Raw genomic sequence first — 25,616 nt, forward strand, 5'->3', positions numbered from 1 at the left:
TTATGAATCACGGACAGATGCCGCCCGTCTACCACTTAAGTTAGCGCGTATGGGGGCTTGCCCGATGGGGCGCGGCGGTTCTGCGCCTGCCATGCGTCGCGCCGTGGCGCATCCGCTGGCAGCGGAAACAAGCCGGGCGGATGGCCTTTGACCGGCCCTCCGCCCTGACCCATGTCACCCGGTCGTCAGACCGCCGGGATCAATCGTCATCGTCGTCGTCATCATCGTCACCACCGCGCGAACCGCCCCGCCCGCGCGAGCCGCGATCGTCATCGTCGTCGTCATCCCGCGATGCGCGCCCACGTCCGCGCGAACCGCGATCATCATCGTCACCACCCCACGACGAGCCACGGCGACCACGCTTGTCGTCATCATCATCATCGTCGTCGTCGCGCGACCAGTCGCGTTTACCCTGCGAGCGGTTGCCGCCTGCCTGACTGCGCCTGCCGGAACGGTCGCTGATCTCTGTGCGCGATTTGCGCTCGACCAGACGGCCGGTGCGGGCGTCATAGGACAGGTCGATCTTTTGCGCGCCGCGTTTGGCCTCGACCTTGATGCGGCCATCGTCGCGTTCGATCTCGATATTGCTGAACCCCTGCGACCGCAGTTGCGAGCGGATCTGCGATTCTGCCGATTGTGCCAGCGCACCGCCCGCCATCAGCGACATGACGGTGGCGATTCCCAAGAAAAGTTTCATGTTCGTCTCCATTTTTCAGCGTTGCCCGGCCGGCACAAGGGGAACGGGCCGGGTCGCCGAAACTTCCATCACGGAATCGTGAGCGACGGCGATGGCTGGCCGCGCGTCACCGTGTTACATGCCAGCAGGATCAGGCAGAGGATGGTGCGATGGGCAGGCTGGTGAACGGGGAATGGCGCGAAGGCTGGATCGACACAGCCGCAACCGATGGCGAATTCGTCCGCGACACCTCGCGCCACCGCAACTGGATCACCCCCGACGGTGCGCCCGGTCCCAGCGGCGAGGGCGGCTTTGCTGTCGAAAGCGAGCGCTATCATCTGTATGTGTCCTATGCCTGCCCCTGGGCGCATCGGGCGCTGATCTTTCGCGCGATCAAGGGGCTGACCCCGCATATCGGCATTTCGGTGGTTCATCCCGACATGCTGTCGGATGGCTGGACCTTTGCGACCGATTTTCCCGGCGCAACCGGCGACCGGCTGTTCGGGGTGCCATTCATGCGCGACATCTATCTGCGCGCCGATCCGCAGACTTCGGGGCGGGTGACAGTGCCGGTGCTGTGGGATTGTCAGCGCGGCACCATCGTATCCAACGAAAGCGCCGAGATCATCCGCATGTTCAACAGCGCCTTCGACGGGCTGACCGGCAATGGCCACGATTACTATCCCGCCGCGCTGCGCGACCGGATCGACGCGCTGAACAGCCGCATCTATGACACGGTGAACAATGGCGTTTACAAGGCCGGTTTCGCCACCACGCAGGCCGCCTATGACAAGGCGATCACACCGCTGTTTGACAGTCTCGACTGGATCGAGGGGCTGCTGACGCAGAGCCGATGGCTGGCTGGCGACACGCTGACCGAGGCCGACTGGCGGTTGTTCACCACCATCTGCCGCTTTGACGCGGTGTATCACACGCATTTCAAATGCAACCGGCAGATGGTGACGGATTATCCCAACCTGTGGGATTGGGCGCGGGCGCTGTATCAATGGCCCGGCGTGGCCGAGACCGTGCATTGGGATCACATCACCCGGCATTATTATTTCAGCCACGACAGCATCAACCCGCACCGGATCATCCCCGCCGGGCCGCTGCGCGACTGGACCGCGCCGCACGGGCGCGCGGGCTGACAGGCGGCGGGCTGAAAAAAGGAAGCCCCGGCAAATGCCGGGGCCGAGAGAGAGGGAGGTTGTGGCCGCATCCACCGACCACTGGGCTTCGGCGGGTTAACGCGGCAGTGCAGGATCGGTTCCCGCGTTTTTGTGGCGGATGATTGATGCGGTTTTTCCCTGCCCGCGCGCCGGGAAACGCCCGTGCAGCGGGTGCGGGCCTGTGGCCCCGCGCCGCGGCGTTGCTGTTACGTTGCGTCGGATGGGGCGAACAGATCGGCCCATTCGGGGTGGCGCGCCGCCTCGCGCGCGACAAAGGAACAGCGCGGGATCACCCGGAACCCCTGTGCGCGGGCATCCTGCATCAGCGCATCCAGCATGGCGCGGGCCACGCCGCGCCCGCCCATGGCTTCCGGCACACGGGTATGATCGGCGCTGAACAGGCCCGGCCCGGCGGGGGCCAGCGTCAGTTCGCCTTCGCCCGCGATGCCGTCGATCCGGGCGACATAGCGGCCCGCGCCGTCAGCGCCGGTTTCGCGGGTGATGGTTACGTCGGTCATGGTCTGTCCTTTCTGTCAGGGCGGGCAGTGGGGCGCGGCATTGGCGGGGCGCTATCCGATGGCCTGATCGCGGGTTTCCGCCCGCACCATGGTCAGTGCCACGGCTGCCAGCAGCAACAGCCCGGCAAAGGTGCCGATGGCCAGCCCGAACCCTTTGGCAAAGACCACCGCCAGCAGGCTGGGTGCCAGAATGCCGCCCAGACGCGCCATGGCACTGGCCGTGCCCATACCCGCCCCGCGCAGCGATGTGGGGTAAAGCTCGGGTGTAAAGGCATAAAGCGCGCCCCATGTGCCCAGCAGCGCAAAGCTCATCAGCATCAGCGCGCTTGCGATCAGGGTCGAGGTGCCGGCGATGGTGAACAGGAAACAGCCGGCGGCGGACAGCAGCAGGAACAGCATCAGCGTCGGCTTGCGGCCCCATTTTTCCACGCCCCATGCCGCCAGCGCGTATCCCGGCACCTGCGCCAGCGCCAGAATGACCAGAAAGCCGTATCCGCGCACAAAGCCGAACCCCTCGGTCGCCAACTGCCCCGGCACCCAGACGAACACGCCGTAATAGGACAGCGACACAAGGAACCAGACCGCCAGCATCCCCAGCGTGCGCTGGCGCAGGGCGGGCGCAAAGATCGAGCCTTCGGCGCGCGGATCGACGGGGGGCGGGATCAGCCTTGCGTCATCGGGCAGCAGGGGCGCGCCATTGCCCGCCAGCACCCGGTTCACCACGGATCGCGCCTGCGTTTCCTGCCCGTTGCGGATCAGATACATCGGCGATTCCGGCACCCACATGCGCAGCCAGAACCCGATGATCGCCGGGGCGGCGGCGATGAAAAAGATCCAGCGCCACGGCTGGACCGCGCCTTGTGCTGCGGCGATCCATGCGGTCAGGGCGATGACGATGGTGCCGACGGCCCAGAAGCCTTCCAGCCAGACCAGCCAGCGACCCCGGTTTTTCGGCGGCAGGAATTCGGCCATCATCGCGTAATCGACCGGCAGCGTGCCCCCCACCGCCACCCCGGTCAGAAAGCGCAGCAGCAAGAGCAGTTCAAAGCTGGGGGCAAAGACCGACAGCAGGCCGAACAGTGCATCCATCAGCACCGTTGCCAGCAGCACCCGGCGGCGGCCAAAGCGGTCGGCCACGCGGCCAAAGACAAAGGCGCCGACGAACATGCCCAGAAAGAACAGCGTGCCGATCTGCAAGGCGGTGGTGCGTTCCAGCCCGAAGGTCATGGCGACGGACGGCGCGGCAAAGCCCACCGCGATCACCTGCATCGCATCGGCGGCCCAGACCAGCCCGAAAATCCCCAGCAGCCTGGCCTGATACCGGCCCGTGCCGCCGCGCGCCAGTGCCTCGTCAACCGTCATTGTCGTCATGGCAGGTCTTTCCGCGCCGTTGCTTTGCCTTGCGCGCAGGATGAAACGCGATGTGGCCTTGGGCAAGCGCGAATTTGCGGCGGTGCGGGCTGCGGCAGATCGCCGGGCAGACAGGGCGTGGTGTTTGCGTTACCCTTGCCGGGGGGCTGTCTGCCCCCCGCCGCCCAAGGGCGGCCCCCCCGAGGATATTTGTCAACGAAAGACGCCTGATGATTGATCCTGATGCCCCGATGTTCGATCCGCTGTGGCTGCGTATGCTGATCGTGGCCCTGCCTTTGCTGATGTCGGCCTATGAATTCGCGACCGGCTCGGTGTTCTGGGGGGCGCTGTTCGGCGGTGTGGGCGGATATATGTTCCACCTGTTCTTTCTGGCGCGGGTTGATCGTTCCTGACCGGCGACAGCCTTGCAAGGGCGGGGTGCATGGGCCATCTATCCTCTGACTCAATCCGAGAGGCCCCGATGCTGAACCTTGGCTCTGCCCCCGAAAGCGCGCCTGCCGCCGCCGATCTGATCCTGGACGTGACCGAAGCCAATTTCATGGCCGAGGTGATTGATCGTTCCATGGAAGTGCCGGTTATCGTCGATCTGTGGGCGCCGTGGTGTGGCCCGTGCAAGACGCTTGGCCCGCTGCTGGAGGCCGAGGTGCTGCGGCTGAAGGGCCGGGTGCGGATGGTCAAGGTCGATGTCGATCAGAACCAGATGATCGCCGCGCAATTGCGGGTTCAGTCGGTTCCCACCGTCTATGCCTTTTATCAGGGCCGCCCGGTCGATGCCTTTCAGGGCGCGCTGCCCGCCAGCGAGGTGCGCGCCTTTGTCGAAAAGCTGGCCGGTCTGGCCGGTGATGGCGGGCTGGGCGAGGCGCTGGAGGCCGCTGAAACCATGCTGGCCGAAGGTGCCGCCGAAGACGCGGCCGAGACATTCGCCGCCATCACCGACGAGGCCCCCGACAATGCCGAAGCATGGGGCGGGCTGATCCGCGCGCATCTGGCCATGGGGGACGAAGCCGGGGCCGAGGCCGCGCTGGCCCGTGTGCCCGACAAGGTTTCCGGGCTGGCCCCGGTCGAGGCGGCACGGGCGCAGCTGGCGCTGACCCGGCAGGCCGCCAGTGCCGGGCCGCTGGCCGATCTTGAGGCGCGCGTGACGGCCAGCCCCGACGATCAGCAGGCGCGGCTGGATTACGCCGGGGCGCTGCATGCCGCGGGCCGGGTGGACGAGGCCATCGACATCCTGCTGGACAGTTTCCGCCGCGACCGCGACTGGAACGACGGCGCGGCCAAGGCGCAGTTGCTGACCATCTTCGACAGCCTCAAGCCCAATGATCCGCTGGTGCAGCGGGGGCGGCGGCGGTTGTCCTCGATCATCTTTGCCTGATGCCGCAGCGGTTCGATCTGCCCGAATGGCTGCCGCTGTTCCCCTTGCCGGGGGTGCTGTTGCTGCCGCGCGCGCGGCTGCCCTTGCAGATTTACGAGCCACGCTATCTGCAAATGCTGGATGATGTGCTGAAGGCCGATAACCGGCTGATCGGCGTCATCCAGCCCTCGGGCGAGGATGAGCTGGCCCCCATCGGCTGTGCGGGCCGCGTGACGGGTTTCACCGAGACCGAGGACGGGCGCTATATGATTTCGCTGCGCGGAGTGTCGCGGTTTCGGCTGACCGACGCGGACGAGGGCTTTGCGCCCTATCTGAAAGGCCGTGCCGACTGGTCGGATTACGCACATGACACCGGCCCGGCGGAAACCGACCCCGGCTTTGACCGCGCCAGCCTGATCGACCGGCTGCGCCGCCTGATGGACCAGCACGAGATGAGCGCCGATTGGAACAGCATGGCCGAGGCGGGCGACGAAACGCTGGTCAACGCGCTGTCCATGGCGCTGCCCTTTGAGGCCAGCGAAAAGCAGGCCCTGCTCGAGGCGCCGACCTTGCCCGAGCGGCGCAAGATGTTATCCAGCCTGATCGAATTTGCCCTGCATGACAGCGGCAAAGAGGAGCGTTTGCAATGACCGGAACCCCGCCCCGCCCCGCGCCAGAATTCGACCGGCATATGCTGGAATCGCTGGTTTGTCCGGTCACGCAGACCATGCTGCATTATGATGCGGCGCGGCAGGAACTGGTGTCGCGGGCGGCCGGGCTGGCCTTTCCGATCCGCGCGGGCATTCCGGTGATGCTGATCGACGAGGCCCGCCAGATCAAGGCCGAATGATGGATTACGACGCCCTTGCCGCCCGTATCCGCGCCCTGACGGCGGGCGAAACGGATGAAATCGCGCTGATGGCGACGCTGGCCTGCGAGATTCACCACAGCGACGACCGTTTTCACTGGACCGGGTTTTATCGCGTCACCGGGCCGGAGTTGCTGAAGATCGGTCCCTATCAGGGCGGGCATGGTTGTCTGGTGATCCCCTTTGCGCGCGGGGTCTGCGGGGCGGCGGCGCGGACGCGGCAGACCCAGCTTGTGCCGGATGTGGACGCCTTTCCGGGGCATATCGCCTGCGCATCCAGCACCCGATCTGAACTGGTGATTCCGGTGACTGGCGCGCGCGGGCGGCTGATCGGGGTTCTGGACATCGACAGCGATCTGCCCGACGCTTTCACCCGCACCGATGCCGACCGGCTGGGGGCGATTCTGGATGACACATTCGCAGGGTGTTAGGTTCACGGGCGGTTGCCTGTGCGGTGCAGCGCCAGCGCGCCTGCCAGTGCCGCCGCTGGTCGGGGCCTCGTTCGACAGCGACAGCCCGACGGTTCGGGGCGAGCTGCGCTGGTTCCTCTTGCCCAGAGCGGCCGGGCGCGGGTTCTGCCCCGCCTGCGGATCGTCGCTGTTCTGGCGGTGCTTCGGCGCAGACAGGGTCAAGGTCGCCGCCGGGGCGGTCGATTCCCCCATCGGGCTGCGGCTGGCCGGGCATATCCACACCGCCGATATGGGCGATTATTACACGATTGACGGCGGTCTGCCGCAGGCGGCACAAGGCGGGTAAAGCCCAACCGCACGGTGTGCCATGATCCTTGAAACCCTTGCCGCCATTCCTGCGCCGCAGCTTGCAGCCTTTGTGCTGGGCGGGCTGGTGCTGAACTTTACCCCCGGTCAGGATGTGTTCTTTGCCAGTGCCTGCGGGATACAGGGCGGGCCAAGGGCCGGGGCGCTGGCGGGCTTTGGCGTCGGGCTGGGGGTGCTGTTTCACCTGACGCTGGCCGTGGTCGGCCTTGGCGCGGTGATAGCGGCCTATCCGCAGGCGCTGACGGTGGTGAAATATGCGGGCGCGGCCTATCTGCTGTTTCTGGCGTGGAAAAGCTGGACTGCCGGGCCGGTCGATCCGACGGCGCGGGGCAGCGTGCGGCCGTGGAACATTATCCGGCGCGGAGCCTTGTCGAATATCCTCAACCCCAAGCCGGTGCTGTTTCTGCTGGCCTTTCTGCCGCAGTTCACCCGCGCCAGCTATGGCCCGGTCTGGGAACAGATCCTGGGGCTGGGGCTGATCTTTGCCCTTACCGGAACGCTGGTGACGATGGGTTACGGCATTGTCGCGGGCTATGCCGGGCAGGTGCTGGGGCGCCGCCTTGGCGTGGTGAACAAGATCGCCGCAGTGCTGTTCGCCGGGCTGGCGATCCGGCTGGTGGCGAAATGAGCTATGCCCCGCCCCCCGGCCTGCCCGACATCATCCATGCCGACCATGAAATCCTGCTGGTGAACAAGCCGCCCGGCATCCTGTCGGTGCCGGGCCGGGGCGAGGACAAGGCCGATTGCGTCATCAACCGCCTGCGCGGCCCGTTCCCGACCGTGCTGCTGGTGCATCGGCTGGATATGGATACCTCGGGGGTGATGGTCTTTGCGCTGACCCCCCATGCGCAGCGGCATCTGGCGCGGCAGTTCGAGGAACGGCAGACGCGCAAGGCCTATGTCGCGCGCCTGCACGGGCGGCTGGAACCGAAAACCGGCACCGTCGATCTGCCGCTGATCGTCGATTGGCCCAACCGCCCCCGGCAAAAGGTCGATCACGCCGAGGGCCGCCCGGCGCAGACCGACTGGCGGGTGATGCGCGCCAGCGATGACGAAACGCGGGTGCGGCTGTTTCCGCTGACCGGGCGCAGCCATCAGTTGCGGGTTCACATGGCCTCGCTCGGGCATCCGATTCTGGGCGATCCGCTGTATGCGACGGGGGCTGCGGCGGATCACCCGCGGCTGATGCTGCATGCCGAAACGCTGCGGCTGCGCCACCCCAACAGCGGGGTGATGCAGGGCTTTTCCGCGCCGGTGCCGTTCTGATCCTTTTCCTTTCCGGCGCGCTGCCCTATCTGTGCGGCAGGCATGACAGGGGGATGATATGGTGCATTTGTGGGTCCGGGCGGAAAGCCGCCCCAACGAAGACCGGGTGGGCATCACCCCCGATGGCGCAGCCCGGCTGATCGCCGCCGGTCACAAGCTGACGGTCGAGGAAAGCCCGCACCGGATCATCCCCATCGCCCGCTATGCCGAGGCAGGGGCGGTGATCGCCCCGCAAGGGTCGTGGCCCACCGCCCCCGATGACGCGATCATCTTTGGGCTGAAGGAACTGCCTGCGGACGGGTCGCCCTTGCGGCACCGGCACATCATGTTCGGCCATGCCTTCAAGGGCCAGTCCGCCGGGCAGGTGCTGCTGCGGCGGTTCCGCGATGGTGGCGGGGCGCTGTATGATCTGGAATATCTGCTGGATGACAGCGGGCGGCGGCTGGCGGCCTTTGGCTATTGGGCCGGTTACGCGGGCGCGGCGGTGTCGCTGATGGCATGGGCGGCGCAGCAGCGCGGGCAGATCTGCGGCCCGGTTCACGCCTATGCGGGCAGGGAACTGTTGCTGGACGATCTGCGCGCGCGGCTGGATGCGGTGCCCCGCCCGCGCCCGCGCGCGATCGTCATCGGCGCGCTTGGGCGTGTGGGCCGGGGCGCGTCCGACCTGCTGCGCGATATGGGCGTGGCCGTGACCCGCTGGGATATGGCGGAAACCGCCCATGGCGGCCCGTTCCCGGAAATTCTGGCGCATGAGCTGTTCATCAACGCGATTCTGGCCATGCCCGGCGTGCCTGTCTTTGTGCCCGCCAGTGCCACCAATCCGGGCCGCGCGCTGACGGTGATCGGCGATGTGGCCTGCGACCCGAGCAGCGATTTTTCCCCGATCAAGGTCTATGACCGCGAAACCACCTGGGACCAGCCTGTCCGCCGCGTGGCCGAACATCCGCCGCTGGATGTGATGGCCATCGACAACCTGCCCTCGATGCTGCCGCTGGAAAGCTCCGAGGATTATGCCGGGCAATTGCTGCCGGTGCTGGAACAACTGGGCCAGATCGGCGCCGGGCCATGGGGCCGGGCGAATGCCATCTTTGACAAACATGTGAACGAGGTCTGACATGACGATTCACTGGGCAGGCACCGGCCTGTCGTCCATCCCCGGCCTGCGCCGCCTGATCGCGGCGGGTCAGCCGGTCGTGGTCTGGAACCGCACCGTGGACAAGGCGCGCGCCGCCGTGGGCGACCTGACCGGCGACATCCGCGCCTATACCCCCGATGCGCTGGCCCAAGCGGTGCAGCCGGGCGACATCGTGGTGTCGATGCTGCCCGCCGACCAGCACCCGCCGATTGCGGCGATGTGCGTGGACAAGGGGGCGCATTTCGTCAGCTCGTCCTATGTTTCGCCGGCGATGGCGGAACTGGACGATGCGGCCCGCGCCGCCGGTGTCGCGCTGGTGAACGAGGTCGGGCTGGACCCCGGCATCGACCATCTGATGGCGCATGAACTGGTCGCCGATTACCGCCAGATCGCGCAGCCGGGCGATGTGGTGCGGTTCACATCCTATTGCGGCGGGGTGCCGAAACATCCCAATCCGTTCCGCTATAAATTCAGCTGGTCGCCGCTGGGTGTGCTGCGGGCGCTGAAATCTCCGTCGAAATCGCTGAAAGACGGGCAGGTGCTGGATGTGTCGCGCCCGTGGGATGCGATCACCCCCTATGACGCGCCCCTGCCGGTGCCCGAACGGTTCGAGGTTTACCCCAACCGCGATTCGCTGCCCTTTGTGCAGCAATACGGCTTTGACCCGGCGTGGGACGTGAGCGATTTCGTGCGCGGCACCATCCGGCTGAAGGGCTGGCAGGACGCATGGACCCCGGTCTTCACCGAGATCGAGTCCCTGACCGGCGCAGCAGGCGAAGCCCGCCTGCGCGAGATGGCCGACCAGTTCTGGCGCGACAACAGCTATGCCGAAGGCGAACCCGACCGCGTGGTGCTGTTCGTGGCGCTGCGGGCCGAACGCGACGGGGCGGCGGTGTTCGACAAGGAATGGGTGCTGGACGCCCATGGCAATGCCAATGGCAGCGCGATGGCGCAGCTTGTCTCCACCCCGGTTGCGCTGGCGGTGCAGGCGGTGGCGGCGGGCAGGATCGCCCCCGGTGTCCACGCCGCGCCCCATGATCCGGTGCAGGTGGCCGATTGGCTGGTGGAAACCGGCCAGATCGCCCAGCATATGGCCAAGGTCGATCATCTGGCCCATTCCGGCTGACGGGGCCTGTCTGACGGGTTTCGCCTGACCCGCTGACAGCCCTGTGATCGCGGCGGTGGAACGTGACCGGCTTTCGCGGGTTGGGTGCATGACCCGATCTGCGAAAGGAACTGCCATGACGACCCGCCCGATCCGCCCCGCCGCCAGCCTGCTTGCCCTTGCTGCGGGCGGGCTGATGGCCGGAACCGCCTTGGCCGATTTCAACGACACGCCGCCCAATGGCGCGGCTTTCGATCAGACCCCGGCCTTTGAAAACCAGACCCGCGCGCCGGTGATTCAGGATGACATTACCCTGACCCAGACCGTGGTGGCCGAGGGGCTGGAGCACCCTTGGGGCCTTGCCGCGCTGCCCGATGGCGCATGGCTGCTGACCGAACGTCCGGGCCGGATGCGGCTGGTCGCCGCCGATGGCACCCTGTCCGACCCGATCAGCGGCCTGCCCGAGGTTGACGCGCGTGGGCAGGGCGGGTTGCATGATGTGTCGGTCAGCGACGATTTTGCCGAAACCCGCCGCGTCTGGTGGACCTATGCCGAGCCGCGCGGCGACGGCACCAACGCCACGGCCATTGCCACCGGCACCCTGTCGGCGGATGGCAGCGCGATGGAAAACGTCGAACGCATCTGGCAGCAACAGCCCGCCGCTTCTTCGAACAATCATTTCGGCGCGCGCATCCTGCATGACGGCGAAGGGCATCTGATCGTGGGTCTGGGCGAACGATCCGACCGCCAGTATCGCGACTCGGCGCAAGATCCGGCGACGACCCTGGGCAAGGTGATCCGCATCAGCGCGGCGGATGGCAGCCCCGCCGGTTCCGGGATCGAGGGCGCCGCGCCCGAGGTCTGGACCACGGGCCACCGCAACATTCAGGGGGCCGCCGTCGCCCCCGACGGGCGCATCTGGATGAACGAACACGGCCCAAAAGGCGGGGACGAGCTGAACCTGATCGAACCGGGCCTGAACTATGGCTGGCCGGTCATTGCCTATGGCACCGAATACAGCGGCGGGCAGGTCGGCGAGGGGCTGACGGCGCAGGACGGGATGCAGCAGCCGAACTATTACTGGGACCCCTCGCCCGCGATCAGCGGCATGGCGTTTTATGACGGCGAGATGTTCCCCGACTGGCAGGGCAGCGCGCTGATCGGCGGGATGCGGTCGGGCGACCTGATCCGCCTGACGCTGGACGGCGACCGCGTAACCGGCGAGGCCCGCTATCTGGACGGCATCGGCCGCGTGCGCGAAGTCGAGGTTGCCGCCGATGGCGCGCTGATGATTATCACCGACCATGCCGACGGCAAGCTGATCCGGGTCAGCGCCGACTAGGCCAGCATCGCCCCCGGCGTTTCCGAAAGGCGCATATCAAGGGGCGATCCGCAGCATTACGGATGCAGCGGGTCGCCCTGGCCGATGCGGGTGCGTGGGACAGCGGACCTTAGACCGGCTTTTGCAGGTCTTGTTCCTCATCCTCGGGCGACAGGCCAAGCGCCTCCATCCCGGCTTCGAGGTAATCGGCCAGACGGGGTTCGCCCATCAGGTAATCCTCGGTCGGGGTGGATTTTTCGGCGCGGGCGGTGGCGATGGCTTCGGCCAGTTCCTCGGGCTCGAAACTTTCGCGGCCAATCCACATCACCGCAACCAGGGCCGCCTGTTCATCGTCGTTCAGGCTTTCGATGAAGTCATGCAGTTCGGTTCGGGTGCCATGGCCGCGCCGATGGCCGTTATGCGCCCAAGCGTCGATGCCGCTGTCATATTCGCGGGCGCGGATGATGATATGGGCGATCTTGTCGGGCGTAATGTCCAGCATGGCGGGCCTCCTTGATGCTTTATTGCGCCATGTGCGGCGCGGATCAATCGGCATCGAACGAATATCCGAATCGGGTGACGCTTTCCTGCGCCGCGGCGGCAACGATGCCGGCGGTTTCGGCCGTGTAATAGCTGCGATAATCGCCGCGCGCGGATTTTTTCAGATGCGGCAGCGGGTTCAGCTTCAGCCCCAGCCGCCGGCCCAGCCCTTCGGTGTCGGCGGCCAGTGTTTCAAAGCGCAGGATCAGCGCCGGCCATTCGGTGCCCCGGCTGTCGGTCAGGTAATAGCCGATGCGCCGGGCCATGGTGGGGCGGGCGATGGGGCTGCGGATGAATTCGTCAAAATCGACGGTCTGCGCCAGCCTGACCAGCGGGTGGCTGAACCGCTGGTCCCGCGCCCAGTGATACATGCTGACCATGCGATCCCACGGGTTCCGCACGATGGTCAGGATCAGGTAATCGGCATAGATCGCCGGATCGACCAGCCCTTCGATGTCGGCCAGCGTGGCATGTTTCCACAGCCGCCCGCGCGCCGTGGCATCCTTGACGCGGCGGCGGCGGGCGCGGCCCTTGGGCGTATCGGACAGGATGATGTCGTCGCGGCCCACCCGCTGTTCCAGCGCCTGCGTCAGCGATGTGCCGCCGGTCTTGGGGATATGCACAAAGATATAGCGATGCCGGGTGGAAATAATCATCCGCTGCGGCCAAACAGCCGCTCGATGTCGTTTAGCCCCAGCCGCACCCATGTCGGGCGGCCATGGTTGCACTGGCCGGAATTGGGCGTGCGCTCCATCTCGCGCAGCAGGGCGTTCATTTCGTCGCCGTTCATCCGTCGCCCCGAGCGGACCGATCCGTGGCAGGCCATCGAGGACAGCACCGCGTCGATGCGCGCGCGCAGCCGGTCGGATGCGCCAAGGTCGGACAGGTCGTCCAGAATGTCGCGGATCAGCGCGGCGACATTCAGGCGCGGCAGAATGGCGGGAACCTCGCGCACGGCGATGGCACCGCCGCCAAAGGCTTCGATCACCAGCCCCAGTTCGGCCAATTCGGGTGCGAATTCCAGTATCCGCGCGGCATCCGCCGGGGGCAGGTCCACGATTTCGGGCACCAGCAGGGCCTGCGCCGGAACGGTGCGCGCGGCGGCCTGCGCTTTCAGCCGTTCGTAAACCAGCCGTTCATGGGCGGCGTGCTGATCGACGATCACCAGCCCGTCGGCGGTCTGGGCGATGATCCAGTTTTCATGGATCTGCGCCCGCGCCGCGCCAAGGGGGGCATCGGCGGGGGCGGGCTGTTCGGGCGGCGGCTCGACACGGGCGGCGGGGGCCTCGGCAAAGCCGGGGTGCAGGGGCGCCTGCGCGGCATATCCGCTGGCCAGAGCGGCAAGGCCGGGGCGCGGCGGCGCATTCAGCGGGCGCATCGGCGGGGCCGCCGCCGTCGCAGGTTCGGGGCGAAAGGCGGCGATGGTCGCATCGGCCAGCGTGGTGGCCGCGCGCGGTGCCGCCATGGCCAGCGCATGGCGCAGCGCCGACACCACCAGCCCGCGTGCCATCGCGGGGTCACGGAACCGCACCTCGGCCTTGGCGGGGTGGACGTTCACATCCACCAGATGCGGATCGCAGGTGACAAACAGCGCCGCCGCCGGGTGCCGCCCGGCCGCCAGCACATCCATGTAACCGGCGCGCAAGGCCCCGGTCAGCAGCTTGTCACGCACCGGGCGGCCGTTCACGAACAGATGCTGCGCCACCGCCGCGCCGCGCGAATAGGTGGGCAGGGCGGCGAATCCGGTCAGGGTGATGCCGTCGCGGGTGGCGTCAATGGGCAGGGCATTGTCGATGAAATCGCGGCCCATGATCCGCGTCAGCCGCGATTGCAGCGCGCCGAACAGATCGCCCTGTTCGGCATCGGCGCGGAAAATCTCGCGCCCGGAATCGGTCAGGGTAAAGGCGACATGCGGTTCGGCCATGGCCAGACGGCGCACCACATCGGCGATGGCCTGCGTTTCCGCCCGCTCGCTGCGCAGGAATTTAAGCCGCGCGGGGGTGGCAAAGAACAGGTCGCGCAGTTCCACCACCGTGCCGCGATTGCCCGCCGCCGGGCGCAGCGGGCCGATGCGCCCGCCCTCCACGGTGATCTGCGCCGCCTCATGCCCCGCCGCGCGCGAGGTGATCGACAGCCGCGCCACCGCGCCAAGGCTGGGCAGCGCCTCGCCGCGAAAGCCAAAGCTGCGGATGTCCAGCAGGTCGGTGCCGTCGATCTTGGAGGTGGCATGTCGGGCCAAGGCCAGCGGCAGGTCGTCTGCCGTCATGCCGCAGCCGTCGTCGGTGACGCGGATCAGGTCGCGCCCGCCGCCCGCGATGTCGATGCCGATGCGCGTGGCCCCGGCGTCCAGCGCGTTTTCCACCAGCTCCTTGACGGCGGATGCCGGACGTTCGACCACCTCGCCAGCGGCGATACGGTTGGCGGCGGCTTCGTCAAGCTGGCGGATGACCGGGCGGATATTGGGGGCGGCGCTGTTCATGCCCCCAGATCTAGCAGCTTGCCCCGGCAAGGCCAATGATTCCCCCAAGGCCAATCCCCATCCCGATCACAAAATTATCATTGGTTAACGGAACCGCAACCGCAGGACGAGTGTTCCAGCCCCATAGCCTTTGCAAAAGGAGAGATCCAATGACCAAAGTAATGACCGCTGCCCTGCTGGGCGGATTTGCCCTGACCCTTGCCGCCTGCGGTCCCGACGCGGCGACCCGCGCCACCACGGGCGCTGCGACGGGTGCCGTGGTTGCCGGCCCTGTGGGCGCGGTCGCCGGTGCCGGTCTGGGTGCAACCGGCGCGGTGCGCGTCAATACGCCCTGATCCGGGCCGATTGAGTTTGAATGATAAAACAGGGCCGCGCCACCGGGCGCGGCCCTTGCCGTTGGGGGGCAGGGGGCCTGCCTAGTTCGTTGCCTGATCCGGGGTCTGATCGGGGGCCTGATCCGGGGCAGGCGCATCGCCGCTGTCCCCGGCGTCATCCTGACGGATGCCTTCGGGGCGGCCGACCAGCACAAAGCGCAGCCCGTCGGCATCCAGCAGCCGCTGCGCCACGCGCTGCACATCGGCGGCGGTCACGGCCTCGACCATGGCGTTGCGGGTGTTGGGGTAATCAATCGGAAAGCCGACCATCTGCATTCCGGTCAGGATACCGGCGATCTTGCCATTGCCGTCAAAGCGCAGCGGATATTCGCCGGTCAGATAGGTTTTCGCATCGGCCAGTTCCTGATCCGTCACGCCCTCGGCCAGCCGGTCCCACTCGGCCCGGATCAGACCGACCGCCTGACCGACATTGGCATTGGCGATTGCTGATCCGCCGCCCCATGTCTGGCCATAGATCCCGGTCGAAAGGCTGGTGCCGATGCCATAGGTCAACCCGCGCTTTTCGCGGATTTCATCCATCAGTCGGCTGGAAAACCCGCCGCCGCCCAGAATGTGATTGGCGACGAAGGCGGCGAAATAATCGGGGTCGTCGATCGGCAGCCCCGGCCCGGCAAAGGATACCACCGTCTGCGGGCTGTCCCAGTCGATCACCGTCACCCCGCCGGTCAGCCCCAGCGTGGCGGGGCCGGGCAGCGGCGCGGTGCCCTGTTCGGGCAGGCCGCCCAGAATGCTGTCCAGCATCTGGCCCAGCTCATCAGGGGTGATGTCGCCCGCTGCGCCGATCACCACCCGGTCGCGGGCCAGAACGCGGTTCCTGGCCTCGATCAGGTCGGCCTGTCGCAGCGTCGCCACCGATTCCGCCGTGCCATTGACCGAAGTGGCATAGGGGTGATCGCCCCATGCCTGCCGCGCCATTTCCTTGGAGGCCAGCGCGCGGGGGTTGGTATCATCCGACCGGATCGCCGCCTGCACCTGCGCGCGCACCCGATCCACCGCATCGGCGTCAAAGCGCGGCTGCGTCAGCGCCTGCGCCAGCAGGGCGGCGGCCTCATCGCGGTTTTCGGTCAGCGCGCGCAGATCGACCGACAGCGCGTCATCGCCTGCCGCAAAGCTGAACTGCGCCCCCAGCGATTCGACCGCCTGGGCAAAGGCGGTTGCGTCCAGCTCGCCCGCGCCTTCTTCCAGCGTGGCGGCCATCAGATTCACCGCGCCGCGCTTGTCGGGCGTATCGAGGCTGGCCCCGCCCATAAAGGCCAGCGAGACGGCGACGAAGGGGATCGAGTGATCCTCGACCAGCCATGCCTGAATGCCGCCGGGCGAGGTGACGGGCTGGATCTCGATCGCATGGGCGGCGGGGGCGGCGATCAGGGTGACGCACAGTGCGAATGTGGCGCGGATCATTGCTGCACCTCCTGGGGTTGGGGGGCGGGCAGCAGCCAGCCGGTAACGGTTGCATCCGAGGCCAGCAGATCGCGCGCCGCCGCAGTCACATCATCGGCGGTGATGGCGGCCAGAATGTCGGGCCAGTCGTTCACGTCCTGAATGGTCAGCCCGGTGGACAGGCCCTGACCGTAGTCATAGGCGCGGCCATGGGCGCTGTCCTGCGCATAGATGCGGGCGGCGCGGATCTGGGTTTTCACCCGTTCCAGCGCCTCGGCATCGGGGCCGGTTTCCACAAAGCGGCTCAGCACGCGGTTCAGTTCGGCTTCTGCATCGGCCCGGTCCATGTCATCGGCGGGCATCATGGAAATGCTGAAGGTGGTCGGATCGACCGACAGCCCGTCATAGCTGGTGCCGACCCACAGCGCCTTGCCGGTCATCGCCAGTTCGCGCCCCAGAACCGAGGTCTGCATATTCCCGCCCAGCAGTTCCGACAGCACGGTCAGCGCGGCGGCGCGGGTCTGATCGCCGGCATTGCGTTCGGGGGCGATGATGGTGCGTGTCATCATCGGCTGCGGCACGCGCGGGTCGGTCATTTCCATCCGCCGGGGCGAGCGTTGCTGCGGTTCCTGCGGGCGCAGGCGCGGCGCGGGCTGGCCCTTGGGCGGGATCGGGCCGTAATATTCCTCGGCCAGTTCGCGGGCGCGTTCGGGGGTGACATCGCCCGCCAGAATCAGGATCGCTTCGTTCGGGGAATAGTGGTCGTCATACCAGGCGATGGCGTCTTCGCGGGTCAGCGCCTCCATTTCCTGACGCCAGCCGATGACGGGGCGGCCATAGGGGTGGTTGTAGAACTGCACCGCGCTGGATTCTTCGGCGAACAGGGCGCGGGGGTTGCTGTCGGTGCGCTGCGCCCTTTCCTCTAACACGACCTGCCGTTCGGCCTGCCAGTCGTCTTCGCCGATGCGCAGATTGGCCATGCGGTCGGCCTCCATCTGCATGACCAGCGGCAGCCGGTCGGCGGCGATGCGCTGGAAATAGGCGGTGAAGTCGTAAGAGGTAAAGGCGTTGTCCATGCCGCCATTGCGCGTCACCGTGCGGCTGAGTTCGCCGGGTGCCAGCGTATCGGTGCCTTTGAACATGAGGTGTTCCAGATAATGCGCGATGCCTGATTTGCCGGGCGGTTCGTCGGCCGATCCGATCTTATACCAGACCATCTGCACCACCACCGGCGCGCGGTGATCCTGAATGACCACGGTTTCCAGCCCGTTGGGCAGGGTGAAATGGCTGATCCCTTCGGGCATGTCCGCCAATGCGGGGCTGGTCAGGGCAAGGGCGGTCAGAACGGCAAGCGGGGCGCGCATGGGCATCCTTTCGGTTGGTGGCGTGAAGGTGCCGGTTGTGGGCGCGGGGTTCAAGCGCCCTCGCGGCATTGTGTGGGCCGGGGTGCGGGCGGCGTGCCGGTTGATCTGCCGTGCCCCAAGTTGCGTATTTGGGCAAACAGGAAGCGGCGGGCTTAGCCCTTGGGTGGCAGATTCAGGCCGCTGCGCAGGCTGTCCAGCCCCTGGGTCAGCGCCTGTGGCGTGCCGCAATCGGCCAGTTTGCGGCTGAGGGTCTGGTTCAGCCCGCCTTCGGTGCTCAGCCCCTGTCGCAGGCGGGGCAGGTCGGGGGTCTGGTCCAGCATCCGGCAATAGCCGCCGATCAGCCCGGCCAGATATTGTGTGGCGCTGTTTCGGTCGCCGGTAAAGCTGGCCAGCCATTCGGCGGCGCTGTCGATCTGATCCAGCAGCGGCAGCAGGATGCCGGTGGCGGCGAAATGCGCCGCCAGATCGGTTTCCGAGGCGCAGATGTGGATGGTTGCGTGTCGCCCAAGAAGATGTCTCAGCGCCGCATTGTCGGGATAGGCTGCCAGCGGCGTTCCGCCAAGGCTGATCGGCGGCAGCGGGATGGCCGCGCAGATGTCGGTTGCCGGGGCGCAGAGTGTTTGCAATTCGGCGATGCTGACGCGGGCCATGACGGAAATCACCGTCTGATCGGGGCGCAGGTGCAGTTCCGGCAGCAGTTGCCGGGCCGTGTCTGCCAGAAGGCAGATGAAAACGATGTCGCTGTTGTCCAGAACCTGCTGGTTTTCGGCCCGGTTGACCCCGGCAAAGCGGTTGGCCAGATGCTGCGAGACGGTTTCGGATCGGCGTGACAGGGTGATCTGATGGCCGTCACCGGCCATCGTTTCCACCAGCGCCGCCGCGATTTCGCCTGTGCCCAGAAAGCCGATGCGCGCCATGCTGAACCTTTCGTTTCTGGTGTGGCCGGGTCTCAGGCCATGCTGATCGGCAGGCTGGTGGGGCCATGCGCCTGAAGGCCCGCCTTCCACACCACCGGCCCGTCCAGTGCGATCTGGCTGGTGCGCGCCAGCAGGGCGGTAAAGATCGCCTCCATATTCATGCGCGACAGGTTGTTGCCCAGACAGACATGTGGCCCGCCGCCAAAGGCGATGTGGCGGTTCGGGCTGCGCGCCACGTCAAAGCGGTCGGGTTCGGGGAAGGCCGCCGGATCGCGGTTGGCGGCGGCATAGAGCAGCGCGAATTTCGTGCCCTGTGGCCAGTCGCGGCCCGCCACGGTCAGATCGGTCGAGGCATAGCGGTGAAAGAACGGCAGCGGCGCGGCCCAGCGGAACATTTCCTGCACGGCCAGCGGCATCAGTGCCGGATCGTCGCGCAGGCGCTGCATCTGGTCGGGATGGGTCAGCAGCGCATGCAGGCCCGATCCCAGCACGTCGATGGTCGAGCCGTGGCCCGCGTGCAGGATCTGCATGACGGCGGCGATCAATTCGTCACCGCGCAGATCGCCACGCGATTCGGCCCCGATCAGCGCGGTCATCAGATCGTCGCGGGGGCGGGTGATACGCTCGTCTCGCAGGCACACCAGATAATCGTGAAACAGCACGGTCGCCTGTTCGGCGCGGGCCTTTTTCTCGGCGGTGCGGTCGATGTCGAAATAGCTGACGACATCCTCGCTCCACCCGGTCATCTGACGGCTGTCCTCGTCGGGGACGCCGATCAGGCGGCCGATGATCCGCCCCGGCAGGTCCGAGGCCAGATCGGCGATAAAGTCGATCCGGCCCCGCGGCAGCAGATCGCGGATCAGCGCATCGGCGGTGGCGGCGATGGCCGGGCGCAGGCTTTCCAGCCGGGTGCGGGTGAAAAACGGAAATACGGCGCGGCGCAGGCGGTCATGGTCGGGACCGTCGATTTCCAGCATCGAGGTCTGCACAAAGCGTTCGTGGAACGGCATGTCGTGGAAATTCGCCTGCCGCTGCATCTGGCGGACTTGATCGGGCGGCAGGAACACGGCGGCGCTGCGCACCATGCGCCGGTCGGTGGCGATGGCCTGCACATCGGCAAAGCGCGAGGCCAGCCAGCCGCCAAAGGGTTCGTGCCAATACAGCCCCGGCTGATCGCGCAGCGCCGCATAGGCGTGCCACGGGTTTTCACCGAAACCGGGCGCTGCCGGGTCGAACAGCGTCATGGTCAGCGTCATGGGCGGGGAGGGGCGGTCGGCACGCGGGCACCCGCGCGGCCCCAGCGTTCCTGTTCGGCCTGCGAATCCAGCATCATCGGGCGGTAGGCGCGCATATAGACATTGGTGCGGGCGATGGTTTCCAGCAACCGGCGCGAGTTGGCCGAGCGCCACGCCACGTCCTCTTGTGCCAGTTGCTGGCGGATGCCGGGGCTGGTGCCGCCGCGGCCCGCATAGGCCACCAGCGCCGCATCGCCTGCGCCGATCCCCTGCGCGGCCAGTTGCGCCGGATTGCCGCCAAGCGCCGCCACCGCATCGCCCATCGGCGCGGGGTCGGTGATATTGCTGCCGCCCGGCGTCGGCGGGGGCAGCACGTTCAGATCGGAAGGCAGGCTCAGTTGCCGGGTGGGCAGGATGGCGAATTCATCCGGCCCGTCCTGACCCGCGCCGAGGTTCATCAGATTCGGGTCGCGGCTGCATCCCGACAGGCCCGCCATGGCCACGATTCCCAAAGTCAGCAAGAAGGCCCGCATGATCGTCCCTTTGTCCGTTCGCCCCGTTCTAGCGCGCTTTGCCGCGCGCGTCACGGGTGTTGTCGTCATCGCCCGCAGGCATCAGCACCAGACCGATGGCCCCGGCAAAGATCGCAATATCCGCGACGTTAAAGCTGTAGGGGTTTTGCCAGCCCGGCAGCGACATGTTCAGGAAATCGGCCACCGCGCCATAGATCAGCCGGTCGATCACATTGCCGATCGCCCCGCCGATCAGCAGCCCGCCCGAGATCTGCGCCAGCAGCCCGGCGCGCGACCGCGCCAGCCAGATCCAGACCCATGCGCAGACCGCCAAGGCCACCGCGATCAGCAGCCAGCGGGTCAGATTGGCGTCGCTGGCCAGCAGGCCAAAGTTCATCCCCTGATTCCACGCCATGCGCAGGTTCAGCCATGGCGGGATCACGTCGATCATCTGCACCCGGTCCAGATCGAGCAGATGCACCACCAGATATTTCAGCGCCTGATCCAGCAACAGCGTGCCCGCTGCGACCTTGGCCACCAGCGCCATGCCCGGTTGCGGCACCGGGGGCGGGGCGGCCTTGGGCGCGCGGGGTTTGCGCGGAGCCTTGGGCCGGGGCGCGTCCGGCCCCGCCCGTTCTGCCGGGGTCTTGCGCGGGGCTTTGGGTTCGGTGGTCATGGCTCAGTGGCGGAAATGACGCTGGCCGGTGAACACCATGGCAAGGCCAAGCCGGTCGGCGGTCTCGATCACCTCGGCGTCGCGCATGGAGCCGCCGGGCTGGATGACGGCGCGGGCACCCGCCTCGGCCAGTGCCTCGATCCCGTCCGCAAAGGGGAAGAACGCGTCCGAGGCCACCGCCGCGCCTTCGGTCAGGGGCGCGGACAGGCCCAGGACCTGCGCCATATCCTCGGATTTGCGGCGGCCGATGCGGGTGCTGTCAACGCGGCTCATCTGGCCGGCGCCGATGCCGACGGTGGCGCGGTCCCTGGCATAGACGATGGCGTTCGATTTGACGTGTTTGGCGACGGTCCATGCGAACAGCAGGTCATCCAGTTCCGCATCCGAGGGCGCGCGTCTGGTGACGACCTTCAGATCGGGGCGCAGCACCCGGCCATTGTCGCGGTCCTGCACCAGCAGGCCCCCGGCCACTTGCCGGAAGGTCAGCCCCGCCGCTGCCGGATCGGGCAGGCCGCCGGTGGTCAGCAGGCGCAGGTTTTTCTTGGCGGCAAAGATTTCGCGCGCTTCGTCGCTGGCGTCGGGGGCGATGACGACTTCGGTAAAGATCTCGGTGATGGCGCGGGCGGTGTCGGCATCCAGCGGCTGGTTCAGCGCGATGATGCCGCCGAATGCGCTGGTGCGGTCGCAGTCGAACGCGCGGGCATAGGCCTGCGCCGCCGTATCCCCCAGTGCCACACCGCAGGGGTTGGCGTGTTTGATGATGGCGCAGGCCGGGCCGTTGGCCGGGTCGAATTCGGCCACCAGTTCAAAGGCTGCGTCGGTGTCGTTGATGTTGTTGTAGGACAGTTCCTTGCCCTGCCACTGGCGGGCGGTGGCAACGCCGGGACGCGGCTCGCCCGTGGTGTAAAAGGCGGCTGTCTGATGCGGGTTTTCGCCATAGCGCAGCCCCTGCGCCAGCGTTCCGGCAAAGGCGCGGCGGCGCGGGGTTGCCTCGCCAATGGCGCCTGCCATCCACGAGGACACCGCCGCATCATAAGCCGCCGTCCGGGCATAGGCCGTCTGCGCCAGCCGCTGGCGAAAGCGCAGGCTGATGCGGTCGTCGTTGGCGTTCATTTCTTGCAGCAGGGCGTCGTAATCCTGCACATCGACGATGACGCCGACAAAGGCGTGGTTTTTCGCCGCAGCCCGGATCATCGCCGGGCCGCCGATGTCGATGTTTTCCACGCAGGTCGCGTAATCGCCGCCCTTGGCCACGGTTTCCTCGAACGGGTAGAGGTTCACGACCAGCAGGTCGATGGGCGCGATGTCATGCGCCTGCATCGCCGCAAGGTGTTCGTCATTGTCGCGCAGCGCCAGCAGGCCGCCATGCACCTTGGGGTGCAGCGTTTTCACCCGCCCGTCCATCATTTCGGGAAAGCCGGTCACATCGGCCACATCCACGACCGTCAGCCCCGCCTCGCGCAGCGATTTCGCGGTGCCGCCGGTGGACAGGATTTCAATCCCGCGTGCGGCCAGCTTTTGCGCGAACTCGATCAGCCCGGTCTTGTCGGAAACCGAGATAAGCGCGCGTTGGATGTGGATCAGGTCGGACATGGCAGCCTCGGGCGGTTAAGGTTTGCCGGTCAGTTAGCCGAGCGGGGGGCCAAGGTCCAGCGTCGCGCGCCGGTCGGTCGTGGCGGCGCTGCGCCCGAAGGTGCGTATTTGGGCAAACAGGAAGCGGGTGGGGCGGTTTTAATGCGCTTGGCCCGGCTTTCGCAGCCTTGCGATGAAGAACCCGTCCATGCCGCCCTGATCCGGCCAGTAATCGGGGCGCAGGCGCAGGCCGTGGGGGCCAAGCCATGCAGGATCGATGCCGGGCGGGGTGGGTGTGTCGGCGATCACGTCGGGGTGGCGGGCCAATGCGGCGGCGATCTGGTCTTCGCCCTCGGCCGGCAGCAGCGAGCAGACGGCATAGACCAGCCGCCCGCCGGGGGGCAGCAGGGTCAGCGCGTGGTCGATCATGTGTGCTTGCAGATCGGTCAGCGCCGCGATGCCGCTGCCGTCGCGCAGGAAGGGCAGGTCGGGGTGGCGGCGGATGGTGCCGGTGGCCGAACAGGGCGCGTCCAGCAGGATCGCATCGGGCGGGCTGTCGGGGCGGAAGCTCAGCGCGTCGGCGGTTATCAGCCGTGCCGTCAGCCCGCAGCGGTTCAGGTTTTCCTGCACGCGGGCCATGCGGGGGGCAGAGATGTCCAGCGCCGTCACTTCTGCCCCGGCGGCGGCCAGTTGCAGCGTCTTGCCGCCCGGCGCGGCGCAGAGGTCGAGGATATGTTCGCCGGGCTGCGGTTCCAGCGCGCGCACGGCCAGCGCGGCGGCGGCATCCTGCACCCACCAGTTGCCCGCGTCATAGCCGGGCAGGGCCGATACCTGTGCCCCCGCAGGCAGGCGGAGCGATCCGGTGGGCAGCGGCTCGCCGGGGGCTTCGGCGTTGCGCGGGGTCAGGTCCAGCGGCGCCCCGGCCTGATGGGCGGTTTCGATGGCGCGGGCGGTGTCTTCGCCCCATGCCGTGACTACCGGATCGCGCAGCCAGCCCGGCATCCGCTGTGGAGGCAGCGTATCCCAGCCGGTCGTGGCGGCGGCCTTGCGCAGCACCGCATTGGCCATGCCCGCCGCTGCCCGCCCGCGCGGGCCAAGGCCGCGCACCAGCGCGACGGCGGCATTTACGACTCCGTGCGGGGCCTGATCCAGTTGCAGCATCTCGACCACGGCCATGCGCAGGATTTCCCCCACCTCGGGGCGGGGGCGGCGGTCCATCAGCGCGGCCAGCACCGCATCGGCCCGGCCCGCATGGCGCAGCGTTTCCGCCGCCAGCCGTCCGGCCCGCGCCCGGTCTGCCGGGGCCAGGCCGGCCAGCCGCCCGGTCTGATCGGACAGCGACACCCCTTCGCGCACCCCGCGCAGCAGCGACAGCGCCGCGTGGCGGACCGGATCGTGAACCTTTGCCAAAACCGTTTCCTTCGCTTAACCTGCCACCATCCGTTAGGCCAAAACAGGGCGCAATGCCATGACCGACCGCACAGACCTGCCCCCCGCCGCCCAACGCGCGCTGGCCGAGGCCGCAGAACGCCGCAAGGCCGCCGCCGCGAACCAGCCCTTGCCCAAGGAATACGGCGGGCGCGACGGGCCGGAACCCGTGCGCTTTGGCGATTACGAAAAGAACGGCATCGCGGTGGATTTCTGATGGACTGGCAGCGCGCTTCTGCCACCGAGCAGGGCCGGGCGATCATGGCTGGCCTGCTGGACCCGGTTGACCTGACCGAAGCCTATCTCGACGCGGCCCGCCGCCATCCCTATGGCCGCCGCATCTATGCCCGCCTGACCGAAACCCGCGCCCGGTCCGAGGCGATTTCAGCCCATGACCGCGTCAAGGATGGCCTGCGCCGCAGCCTGCTGGATGGGGTGGCGCTGTCGTGGAAAGACAATATCGACAGCGCCCGCACCCCGACCGAGGCCGGATCGCGCCTGCTGGACGGGCGCACCCCCGATGCCGATGCCGAGGTGCTGGCCAATGCGACAGCCGCCGGGGCGATCTGCCTGGGCAAGACGCATATGACCGAACTGGCCTTTTCCGGCCTGGGCCTGAACCCGCGCACGGCGACGCCGCCCAATGCGCTGGACCCGGCCCTTGCGCCGGGCGGGTCGTCATCGGGCGCGGCGGTGTCGGTGGCGCTTGGGCTGTCGGCGGCGGCCATCGGGTCGGACACCGGCGGGTCGATCCGGGTGCCTGCGGCGTGGAACGGGCTGTGCGGGTTCAAGCCGACCCACGGCGCCGTGCCCGCCACCGGCGTGGTGCCGCTGTGCCGCCGCTTTGACGTGGCCGGACCGATCGCCCGCACGGTCGAGGATTGCGCCGAACTGTTCGCCCTTGTCACCGCCCGCCGCGCGCCTGATCTGCGCGGGGCCACGCCGTCAGGCCTGAAGCTGCTGGTGCTGGAAGGCGCGCCCTTCGACCAGATCGAACAAGGCCCCGCCACCGCCTTTGAAACCGCTGTCGAACGGCTGGCCCGCGCAGGCGCAGGCATCAGCCGTGCCGCCCCCGACATCATCCCCCGTGTGCTGGACCTGTCGCCAACCCTGTTCGCCCCCGAAGCCTATGCCCTCTGGCGCGACCAGATCGAAGCCGCGCCGGAACTGATGCACAAGCCGATCCTCGAACGCTTTCGGGGCGGCAAGGCCGTCGCCGCCACCGACTATATCGCCGGATGGGAAACGCTGCACCGCTGCCGTGCCAGATGGGCGACGGCGGTGGCGGGCTTTGATGCGGTGATCCTGCCAACCGTGCCGATCCTGCCCCCCGATGCGGAACGCCTGTCCACGGACGAAGACTATTTCGTCCGGGCCAACCTGCTGACCCTGCGCAATACCCGCATCGGCAACCTGCTGGGCCTGCCCGCCATCACCCTGCCCACCGCCAGCCCCGGTTGCGGCATCATGGCCATGGGCGCGGCGGGCGGCGATCTGGCTCTGCTGCGCGTCGCTGCGGCAATGGAACAGGCCTTGGCCTGACAGGCATCTTTGGTCTGCAA

General features: G+C 67.5%; 29 protein-coding genes. 15 read left to right on the forward strand and 14 right to left on the reverse strand.

The genetic code is table 11. The annotated features are described in order from the left end of the window. Positions 1-199: 199 nt before the first annotated feature. The gene (locus Q4G14_RS05185) at positions 200-697 is read right to left on the reverse strand and encodes a PepSY domain-containing protein (RefSeq protein ID WP_303360670.1); all 498 of its coding nucleotides are present in this window, start codon (positions 695-697) and stop codon (positions 200-202) included. Positions 698-846: 149 nt separating this feature from the next. Between Q4G14_RS05185 and Q4G14_RS05190 the strand changes: the two genes are divergently transcribed. Further along, on the forward strand, positions 847-1,824 hold the full coding sequence (locus Q4G14_RS05190) for a glutathione S-transferase family protein (protein WP_303360671.1): 978 nt from the start codon (positions 847-849) through the stop codon (positions 1,822-1,824). Positions 1,825-2,051: 227 nt separating this feature from the next. Here the strand turns inward: Q4G14_RS05190 and Q4G14_RS05195 are convergent, their stop codons facing one another. Continuing rightward, complete coding sequence (locus Q4G14_RS05195; protein WP_303360672.1) at positions 2,052-2,363, reverse strand: GNAT family N-acetyltransferase; 312 nt, start codon at positions 2,361-2,363, stop codon at positions 2,052-2,054. A gap of 51 nt (positions 2,364-2,414) precedes the next feature. Continuing rightward, positions 2,415-3,734 (reverse strand): MFS transporter, encoded by a 1,320-nt coding sequence (locus Q4G14_RS05200; RefSeq protein ID WP_303360673.1) that lies wholly within the window; start codon positions 3,732-3,734, stop codon positions 2,415-2,417. A 209-nt stretch (positions 3,735-3,943) separates the two neighbouring features. On the opposite strand from Q4G14_RS05200, the gene Q4G14_RS05205 reads away from it, so the two are divergent. From Q4G14_RS05205 to Q4G14_RS05255, 11 genes are all read left to right on the forward strand, one after another. Further along, positions 3,944-4,126, forward strand: a complete 183-nt coding sequence (locus Q4G14_RS05205) for a hypothetical protein (protein WP_303360674.1) — start codon at positions 3,944-3,946, stop codon at positions 4,124-4,126. 68 nt (positions 4,127-4,194) lie between these two features. After that, positions 4,195-5,106: a co-chaperone YbbN gene (locus Q4G14_RS05210; protein ID WP_303360812.1), complete on the forward strand. Its 912-nt coding sequence runs from the start codon at positions 4,195-4,197 to the stop codon at positions 5,104-5,106. Further along, positions 5,106-5,735, forward strand: a complete 630-nt coding sequence (locus Q4G14_RS05215; RefSeq protein ID WP_303360675.1) for an LON peptidase substrate-binding domain-containing protein — start codon at positions 5,106-5,108, stop codon at positions 5,733-5,735. Before Q4G14_RS05210 ends, Q4G14_RS05215 begins: the two co-directional genes overlap by 1 nt. Then, the gene (locus tag Q4G14_RS05220; RefSeq protein ID WP_303360676.1) at positions 5,732-5,935 is read left to right on the forward strand and encodes a Trm112 family protein; all 204 of its coding nucleotides are present in this window, start codon (positions 5,732-5,734) and stop codon (positions 5,933-5,935) included. The genes Q4G14_RS05215 and Q4G14_RS05220 overlap by 4 nt, the downstream gene beginning before the upstream one ends. Then, positions 5,932-6,384 carry a GAF domain-containing protein gene (locus Q4G14_RS05225; protein ID WP_303360677.1) on the forward strand — a complete coding sequence of 151 codons (453 nt, stop codon included), beginning with the start codon at positions 5,932-5,934 and terminating at the stop codon, positions 6,382-6,384. Before Q4G14_RS05220 ends, Q4G14_RS05225 begins: the two co-directional genes overlap by 4 nt. 46 nt (positions 6,385-6,430) lie before the next feature. Beyond that, positions 6,431-6,709, forward strand: coding sequence for a GFA family protein (locus Q4G14_RS05230; protein WP_303360678.1), 279 nt, complete (start codon positions 6,431-6,433; stop codon positions 6,707-6,709). A gap of 21 nt (positions 6,710-6,730) precedes the next feature. Continuing rightward, positions 6,731-7,357 (forward strand): LysE family translocator, encoded by a 627-nt coding sequence (locus tag Q4G14_RS05235; RefSeq protein WP_303360679.1) that lies wholly within the window; start codon positions 6,731-6,733, stop codon positions 7,355-7,357. Further along, positions 7,354-7,995 carry a pseudouridine synthase gene (locus Q4G14_RS05240; RefSeq protein ID WP_303360680.1) on the forward strand — a complete coding sequence of 214 codons (642 nt, stop codon included), beginning with the start codon at positions 7,354-7,356 and terminating at the stop codon, positions 7,993-7,995. The genes Q4G14_RS05235 and Q4G14_RS05240 overlap by 4 nt, the downstream gene beginning before the upstream one ends. Before the next feature lie 58 nt (positions 7,996-8,053). Beyond that, entirely contained in the window at positions 8,054-9,109 is a 1,056-nt protein-coding gene (locus Q4G14_RS05245) for a saccharopine dehydrogenase (RefSeq protein ID WP_303360681.1), read from the forward strand. A gap of 1 nt (position 9,110) precedes the next feature. Next, positions 9,111-10,256, forward strand: a complete 1,146-nt coding sequence (locus Q4G14_RS05250) for a saccharopine dehydrogenase C-terminal domain-containing protein (RefSeq protein ID WP_303360682.1) — start codon at positions 9,111-9,113, stop codon at positions 10,254-10,256. 115 nt (positions 10,257-10,371) lie between these two features. Next, positions 10,372-11,577: a PQQ-dependent sugar dehydrogenase gene (locus tag Q4G14_RS05255; RefSeq protein WP_303360683.1), complete on the forward strand. Its 1,206-nt coding sequence runs from the start codon at positions 10,372-10,374 to the stop codon at positions 11,575-11,577. Between the two features lie 109 nt (positions 11,578-11,686). Here the strand turns inward: Q4G14_RS05255 and Q4G14_RS05260 are convergent, their stop codons facing one another. The 3 genes from Q4G14_RS05260 to mutL are packed head-to-tail and all read right to left on the reverse strand — an operon-like array spanning position 11,687 to position 14,575. After that, positions 11,687-12,058, reverse strand: a complete 372-nt coding sequence (locus Q4G14_RS05260; protein ID WP_303360684.1) for a DUF3775 domain-containing protein — start codon at positions 12,056-12,058, stop codon at positions 11,687-11,689. A 43-nt stretch (positions 12,059-12,101) separates the two neighbouring features. Further along, positions 12,102-12,752: a sulfotransferase family 2 domain-containing protein gene (locus tag Q4G14_RS05265; RefSeq protein WP_303360685.1), complete on the reverse strand. Its 651-nt coding sequence runs from the start codon at positions 12,750-12,752 to the stop codon at positions 12,102-12,104. Further along, positions 12,749-14,575 carry a DNA mismatch repair endonuclease MutL gene (gene mutL / locus Q4G14_RS05270; protein WP_303360686.1) on the reverse strand — a complete coding sequence of 609 codons (1,827 nt, stop codon included), beginning with the start codon at positions 14,573-14,575 and terminating at the stop codon, positions 12,749-12,751. The genes Q4G14_RS05265 and mutL overlap by 4 nt, the downstream gene beginning before the upstream one ends. 149 nt (positions 14,576-14,724) lie before the next feature. Here mutL and Q4G14_RS05275 point away from each other — a divergent pair, with 149 nt between their 5' ends. Continuing rightward, entirely contained in the window at positions 14,725-14,910 is a 186-nt protein-coding gene (locus Q4G14_RS05275; protein ID WP_303360687.1) for a hypothetical protein, read from the forward strand. Positions 14,911-14,991: 81 nt separating this feature from the next. On the opposite strand, the gene Q4G14_RS05280 is transcribed toward Q4G14_RS05275, so the two are convergent. The 8 genes from Q4G14_RS05280 to Q4G14_RS05315 all read right to left on the reverse strand — a co-directional run bounded on the left by Q4G14_RS05280 (position 14,992) and on the right by Q4G14_RS05315 (position 24,036). Next, a complete protein-coding gene (locus Q4G14_RS05280) occupies positions 14,992-16,371 on the reverse strand; it encodes a pitrilysin family protein (RefSeq protein ID WP_303360688.1) in 1,380 nt (459 codons plus the stop codon). Next, positions 16,368-17,714, reverse strand: coding sequence for a pitrilysin family protein (locus tag Q4G14_RS05285; RefSeq protein WP_303360689.1), 1,347 nt, complete (start codon positions 17,712-17,714; stop codon positions 16,368-16,370). Before Q4G14_RS05285 ends, Q4G14_RS05280 begins: the two co-directional genes overlap by 4 nt. Before the next feature lie 152 nt (positions 17,715-17,866). Further along, entirely contained in the window at positions 17,867-18,721 is an 855-nt protein-coding gene (locus Q4G14_RS05290) for an NAD(P)-binding domain-containing protein (protein WP_368661316.1), read from the reverse strand. Next, positions 18,664-19,887: a cytochrome P450 gene (locus Q4G14_RS05295; protein WP_303360691.1), complete on the reverse strand. Its 1,224-nt coding sequence runs from the start codon at positions 19,885-19,887 to the stop codon at positions 18,664-18,666. The genes Q4G14_RS05290 and Q4G14_RS05295 overlap by 58 nt, the downstream gene beginning before the upstream one ends. Then, positions 19,884-20,399, reverse strand: coding sequence for a DUF3035 domain-containing protein (locus Q4G14_RS05300; protein ID WP_303360692.1), 516 nt, complete (start codon positions 20,397-20,399; stop codon positions 19,884-19,886). Before Q4G14_RS05300 ends, Q4G14_RS05295 begins: the two co-directional genes overlap by 4 nt. Positions 20,400-20,427: 28 nt before the next feature. After that, entirely contained in the window at positions 20,428-20,925 is a 498-nt protein-coding gene (gene lspA, locus Q4G14_RS05305; RefSeq protein ID WP_303360813.1) for a signal peptidase II, read from the reverse strand. Positions 20,926-21,057: 132 nt separating this feature from the next. Continuing rightward, positions 21,058-22,647, reverse strand: coding sequence for a bifunctional phosphoribosylaminoimidazolecarboxamide formyltransferase/IMP cyclohydrolase (gene purH / locus Q4G14_RS05310; RefSeq protein ID WP_303360693.1), 1,590 nt, complete (start codon positions 22,645-22,647; stop codon positions 21,058-21,060). A 138-nt stretch (positions 22,648-22,785) separates the two neighbouring features. Next, positions 22,786-24,036: an RsmB/NOP family class I SAM-dependent RNA methyltransferase gene (locus Q4G14_RS05315; RefSeq protein ID WP_303360694.1), complete on the reverse strand. Its 1,251-nt coding sequence runs from the start codon at positions 24,034-24,036 to the stop codon at positions 22,786-22,788. Between the two features lie 58 nt (positions 24,037-24,094). On the opposite strand from Q4G14_RS05315, the gene Q4G14_RS05320 reads away from it, so the two are divergent. Together Q4G14_RS05320 and Q4G14_RS05325 are read left to right on the forward strand one after the other, a co-directional pair. Next, on the forward strand, positions 24,095-24,271 hold the full coding sequence (locus tag Q4G14_RS05320) for a DUF1674 domain-containing protein (protein ID WP_303360695.1): 177 nt from the start codon (positions 24,095-24,097) through the stop codon (positions 24,269-24,271). Further along, the gene (locus tag Q4G14_RS05325) at positions 24,271-25,596 is read left to right on the forward strand and encodes an amidase (protein WP_303360696.1); all 1,326 of its coding nucleotides are present in this window, start codon (positions 24,271-24,273) and stop codon (positions 25,594-25,596) included. Before Q4G14_RS05320 ends, Q4G14_RS05325 begins: the two co-directional genes overlap by 1 nt. Positions 25,597-25,616: the final 20 nt, after the last annotated feature.

The organism is Paracoccus sp. (in: a-proteobacteria) (assembly GCF_030538755.1).
Lineage (GTDB): Bacteria > Pseudomonadota > Alphaproteobacteria > Rhodobacterales > Rhodobacteraceae > Paracoccus.

Excerpts from the sequence above, each read along its gene's own strand:
- Q4G14_RS05185 (WP_303360670.1), bottom strand. The coding sequence starts at position 697 with ATGAAACTTTTCTTGGGAATCGCCACCGTCATGTCGCTGATGGCGGGC.
- Q4G14_RS05190 (WP_303360671.1), top strand. The coding sequence starts at position 847 with ATGGGCAGGCTGGTGAACGGGGAATGGCGCGAAGGCTGGATCGACACA.
- Q4G14_RS05195 (WP_303360672.1), bottom strand. The coding sequence starts at position 2,363 with ATGACCGACGTAACCATCACCCGCGAAACCGGCGCTGACGGCGCGGGC.
- Q4G14_RS05200 (WP_303360673.1), bottom strand. The coding sequence starts at position 3,734 with ATGACGACAATGACGGTTGACGAGGCACTGGCGCGCGGCGGCACGGGC.
- Q4G14_RS05205 (WP_303360674.1), top strand. The coding sequence starts at position 3,944 with ATGATTGATCCTGATGCCCCGATGTTCGATCCGCTGTGGCTGCGTATG.
- Q4G14_RS05210 (WP_303360812.1), top strand. The coding sequence starts at position 4,195 with ATGCTGAACCTTGGCTCTGCCCCCGAAAGCGCGCCTGCCGCCGCCGAT.
- Q4G14_RS05215 (WP_303360675.1), top strand. The coding sequence starts at position 5,106 with ATGCCGCAGCGGTTCGATCTGCCCGAATGGCTGCCGCTGTTCCCCTTG.
- Q4G14_RS05220 (WP_303360676.1), top strand. The coding sequence starts at position 5,732 with ATGACCGGAACCCCGCCCCGCCCCGCGCCAGAATTCGACCGGCATATG.
- Q4G14_RS05225 (WP_303360677.1), top strand. The coding sequence starts at position 5,932 with ATGATGGATTACGACGCCCTTGCCGCCCGTATCCGCGCCCTGACGGCG.
- Q4G14_RS05235 (WP_303360679.1), top strand. The coding sequence starts at position 6,731 with ATGATCCTTGAAACCCTTGCCGCCATTCCTGCGCCGCAGCTTGCAGCC.
- Q4G14_RS05240 (WP_303360680.1), top strand. The coding sequence starts at position 7,354 with ATGAGCTATGCCCCGCCCCCCGGCCTGCCCGACATCATCCATGCCGAC.
- Q4G14_RS05245 (WP_303360681.1), top strand. The coding sequence starts at position 8,054 with ATGGTGCATTTGTGGGTCCGGGCGGAAAGCCGCCCCAACGAAGACCGG.
- Q4G14_RS05250 (WP_303360682.1), top strand. The coding sequence starts at position 9,111 with ATGACGATTCACTGGGCAGGCACCGGCCTGTCGTCCATCCCCGGCCTG.
- Q4G14_RS05255 (WP_303360683.1), top strand. The coding sequence starts at position 10,372 with ATGACGACCCGCCCGATCCGCCCCGCCGCCAGCCTGCTTGCCCTTGCT.
- Q4G14_RS05260 (WP_303360684.1), bottom strand. The coding sequence starts at position 12,058 with ATGCTGGACATTACGCCCGACAAGATCGCCCATATCATCATCCGCGCC.
- Q4G14_RS05265 (WP_303360685.1), bottom strand. The coding sequence starts at position 12,752 with ATGATTATTTCCACCCGGCATCGCTATATCTTTGTGCATATCCCCAAG.
- mutL (WP_303360686.1), bottom strand. The coding sequence starts at position 14,575 with ATGAACAGCGCCGCCCCCAATATCCGCCCGGTCATCCGCCAGCTTGAC.
- Q4G14_RS05275 (WP_303360687.1), top strand. The coding sequence starts at position 14,725 with ATGACCAAAGTAATGACCGCTGCCCTGCTGGGCGGATTTGCCCTGACC.
- Q4G14_RS05280 (WP_303360688.1), bottom strand. The coding sequence starts at position 16,371 with ATGATCCGCGCCACATTCGCACTGTGCGTCACCCTGATCGCCGCCCCC.
- Q4G14_RS05285 (WP_303360689.1), bottom strand. The coding sequence starts at position 17,714 with ATGCGCGCCCCGCTTGCCGTTCTGACCGCCCTTGCCCTGACCAGCCCC.
- Q4G14_RS05295 (WP_303360691.1), bottom strand. The coding sequence starts at position 19,887 with ATGACGCTGACCATGACGCTGTTCGACCCGGCAGCGCCCGGTTTCGGT.
- Q4G14_RS05300 (WP_303360692.1), bottom strand. The coding sequence starts at position 20,399 with ATGCGGGCCTTCTTGCTGACTTTGGGAATCGTGGCCATGGCGGGCCTG.
- lspA (WP_303360813.1), bottom strand. The coding sequence starts at position 20,925 with ATGGCGCTGGTGGCCAAGGTCGCAGCGGGCACGCTGTTGCTGGATCAG.
- purH (WP_303360693.1), bottom strand. The coding sequence starts at position 22,647 with ATGTCCGACCTGATCCACATCCAACGCGCGCTTATCTCGGTTTCCGAC.
- Q4G14_RS05320 (WP_303360695.1), top strand. The coding sequence starts at position 24,095 with ATGACCGACCGCACAGACCTGCCCCCCGCCGCCCAACGCGCGCTGGCC.
- Q4G14_RS05325 (WP_303360696.1), top strand. The coding sequence starts at position 24,271 with ATGGACTGGCAGCGCGCTTCTGCCACCGAGCAGGGCCGGGCGATCATG.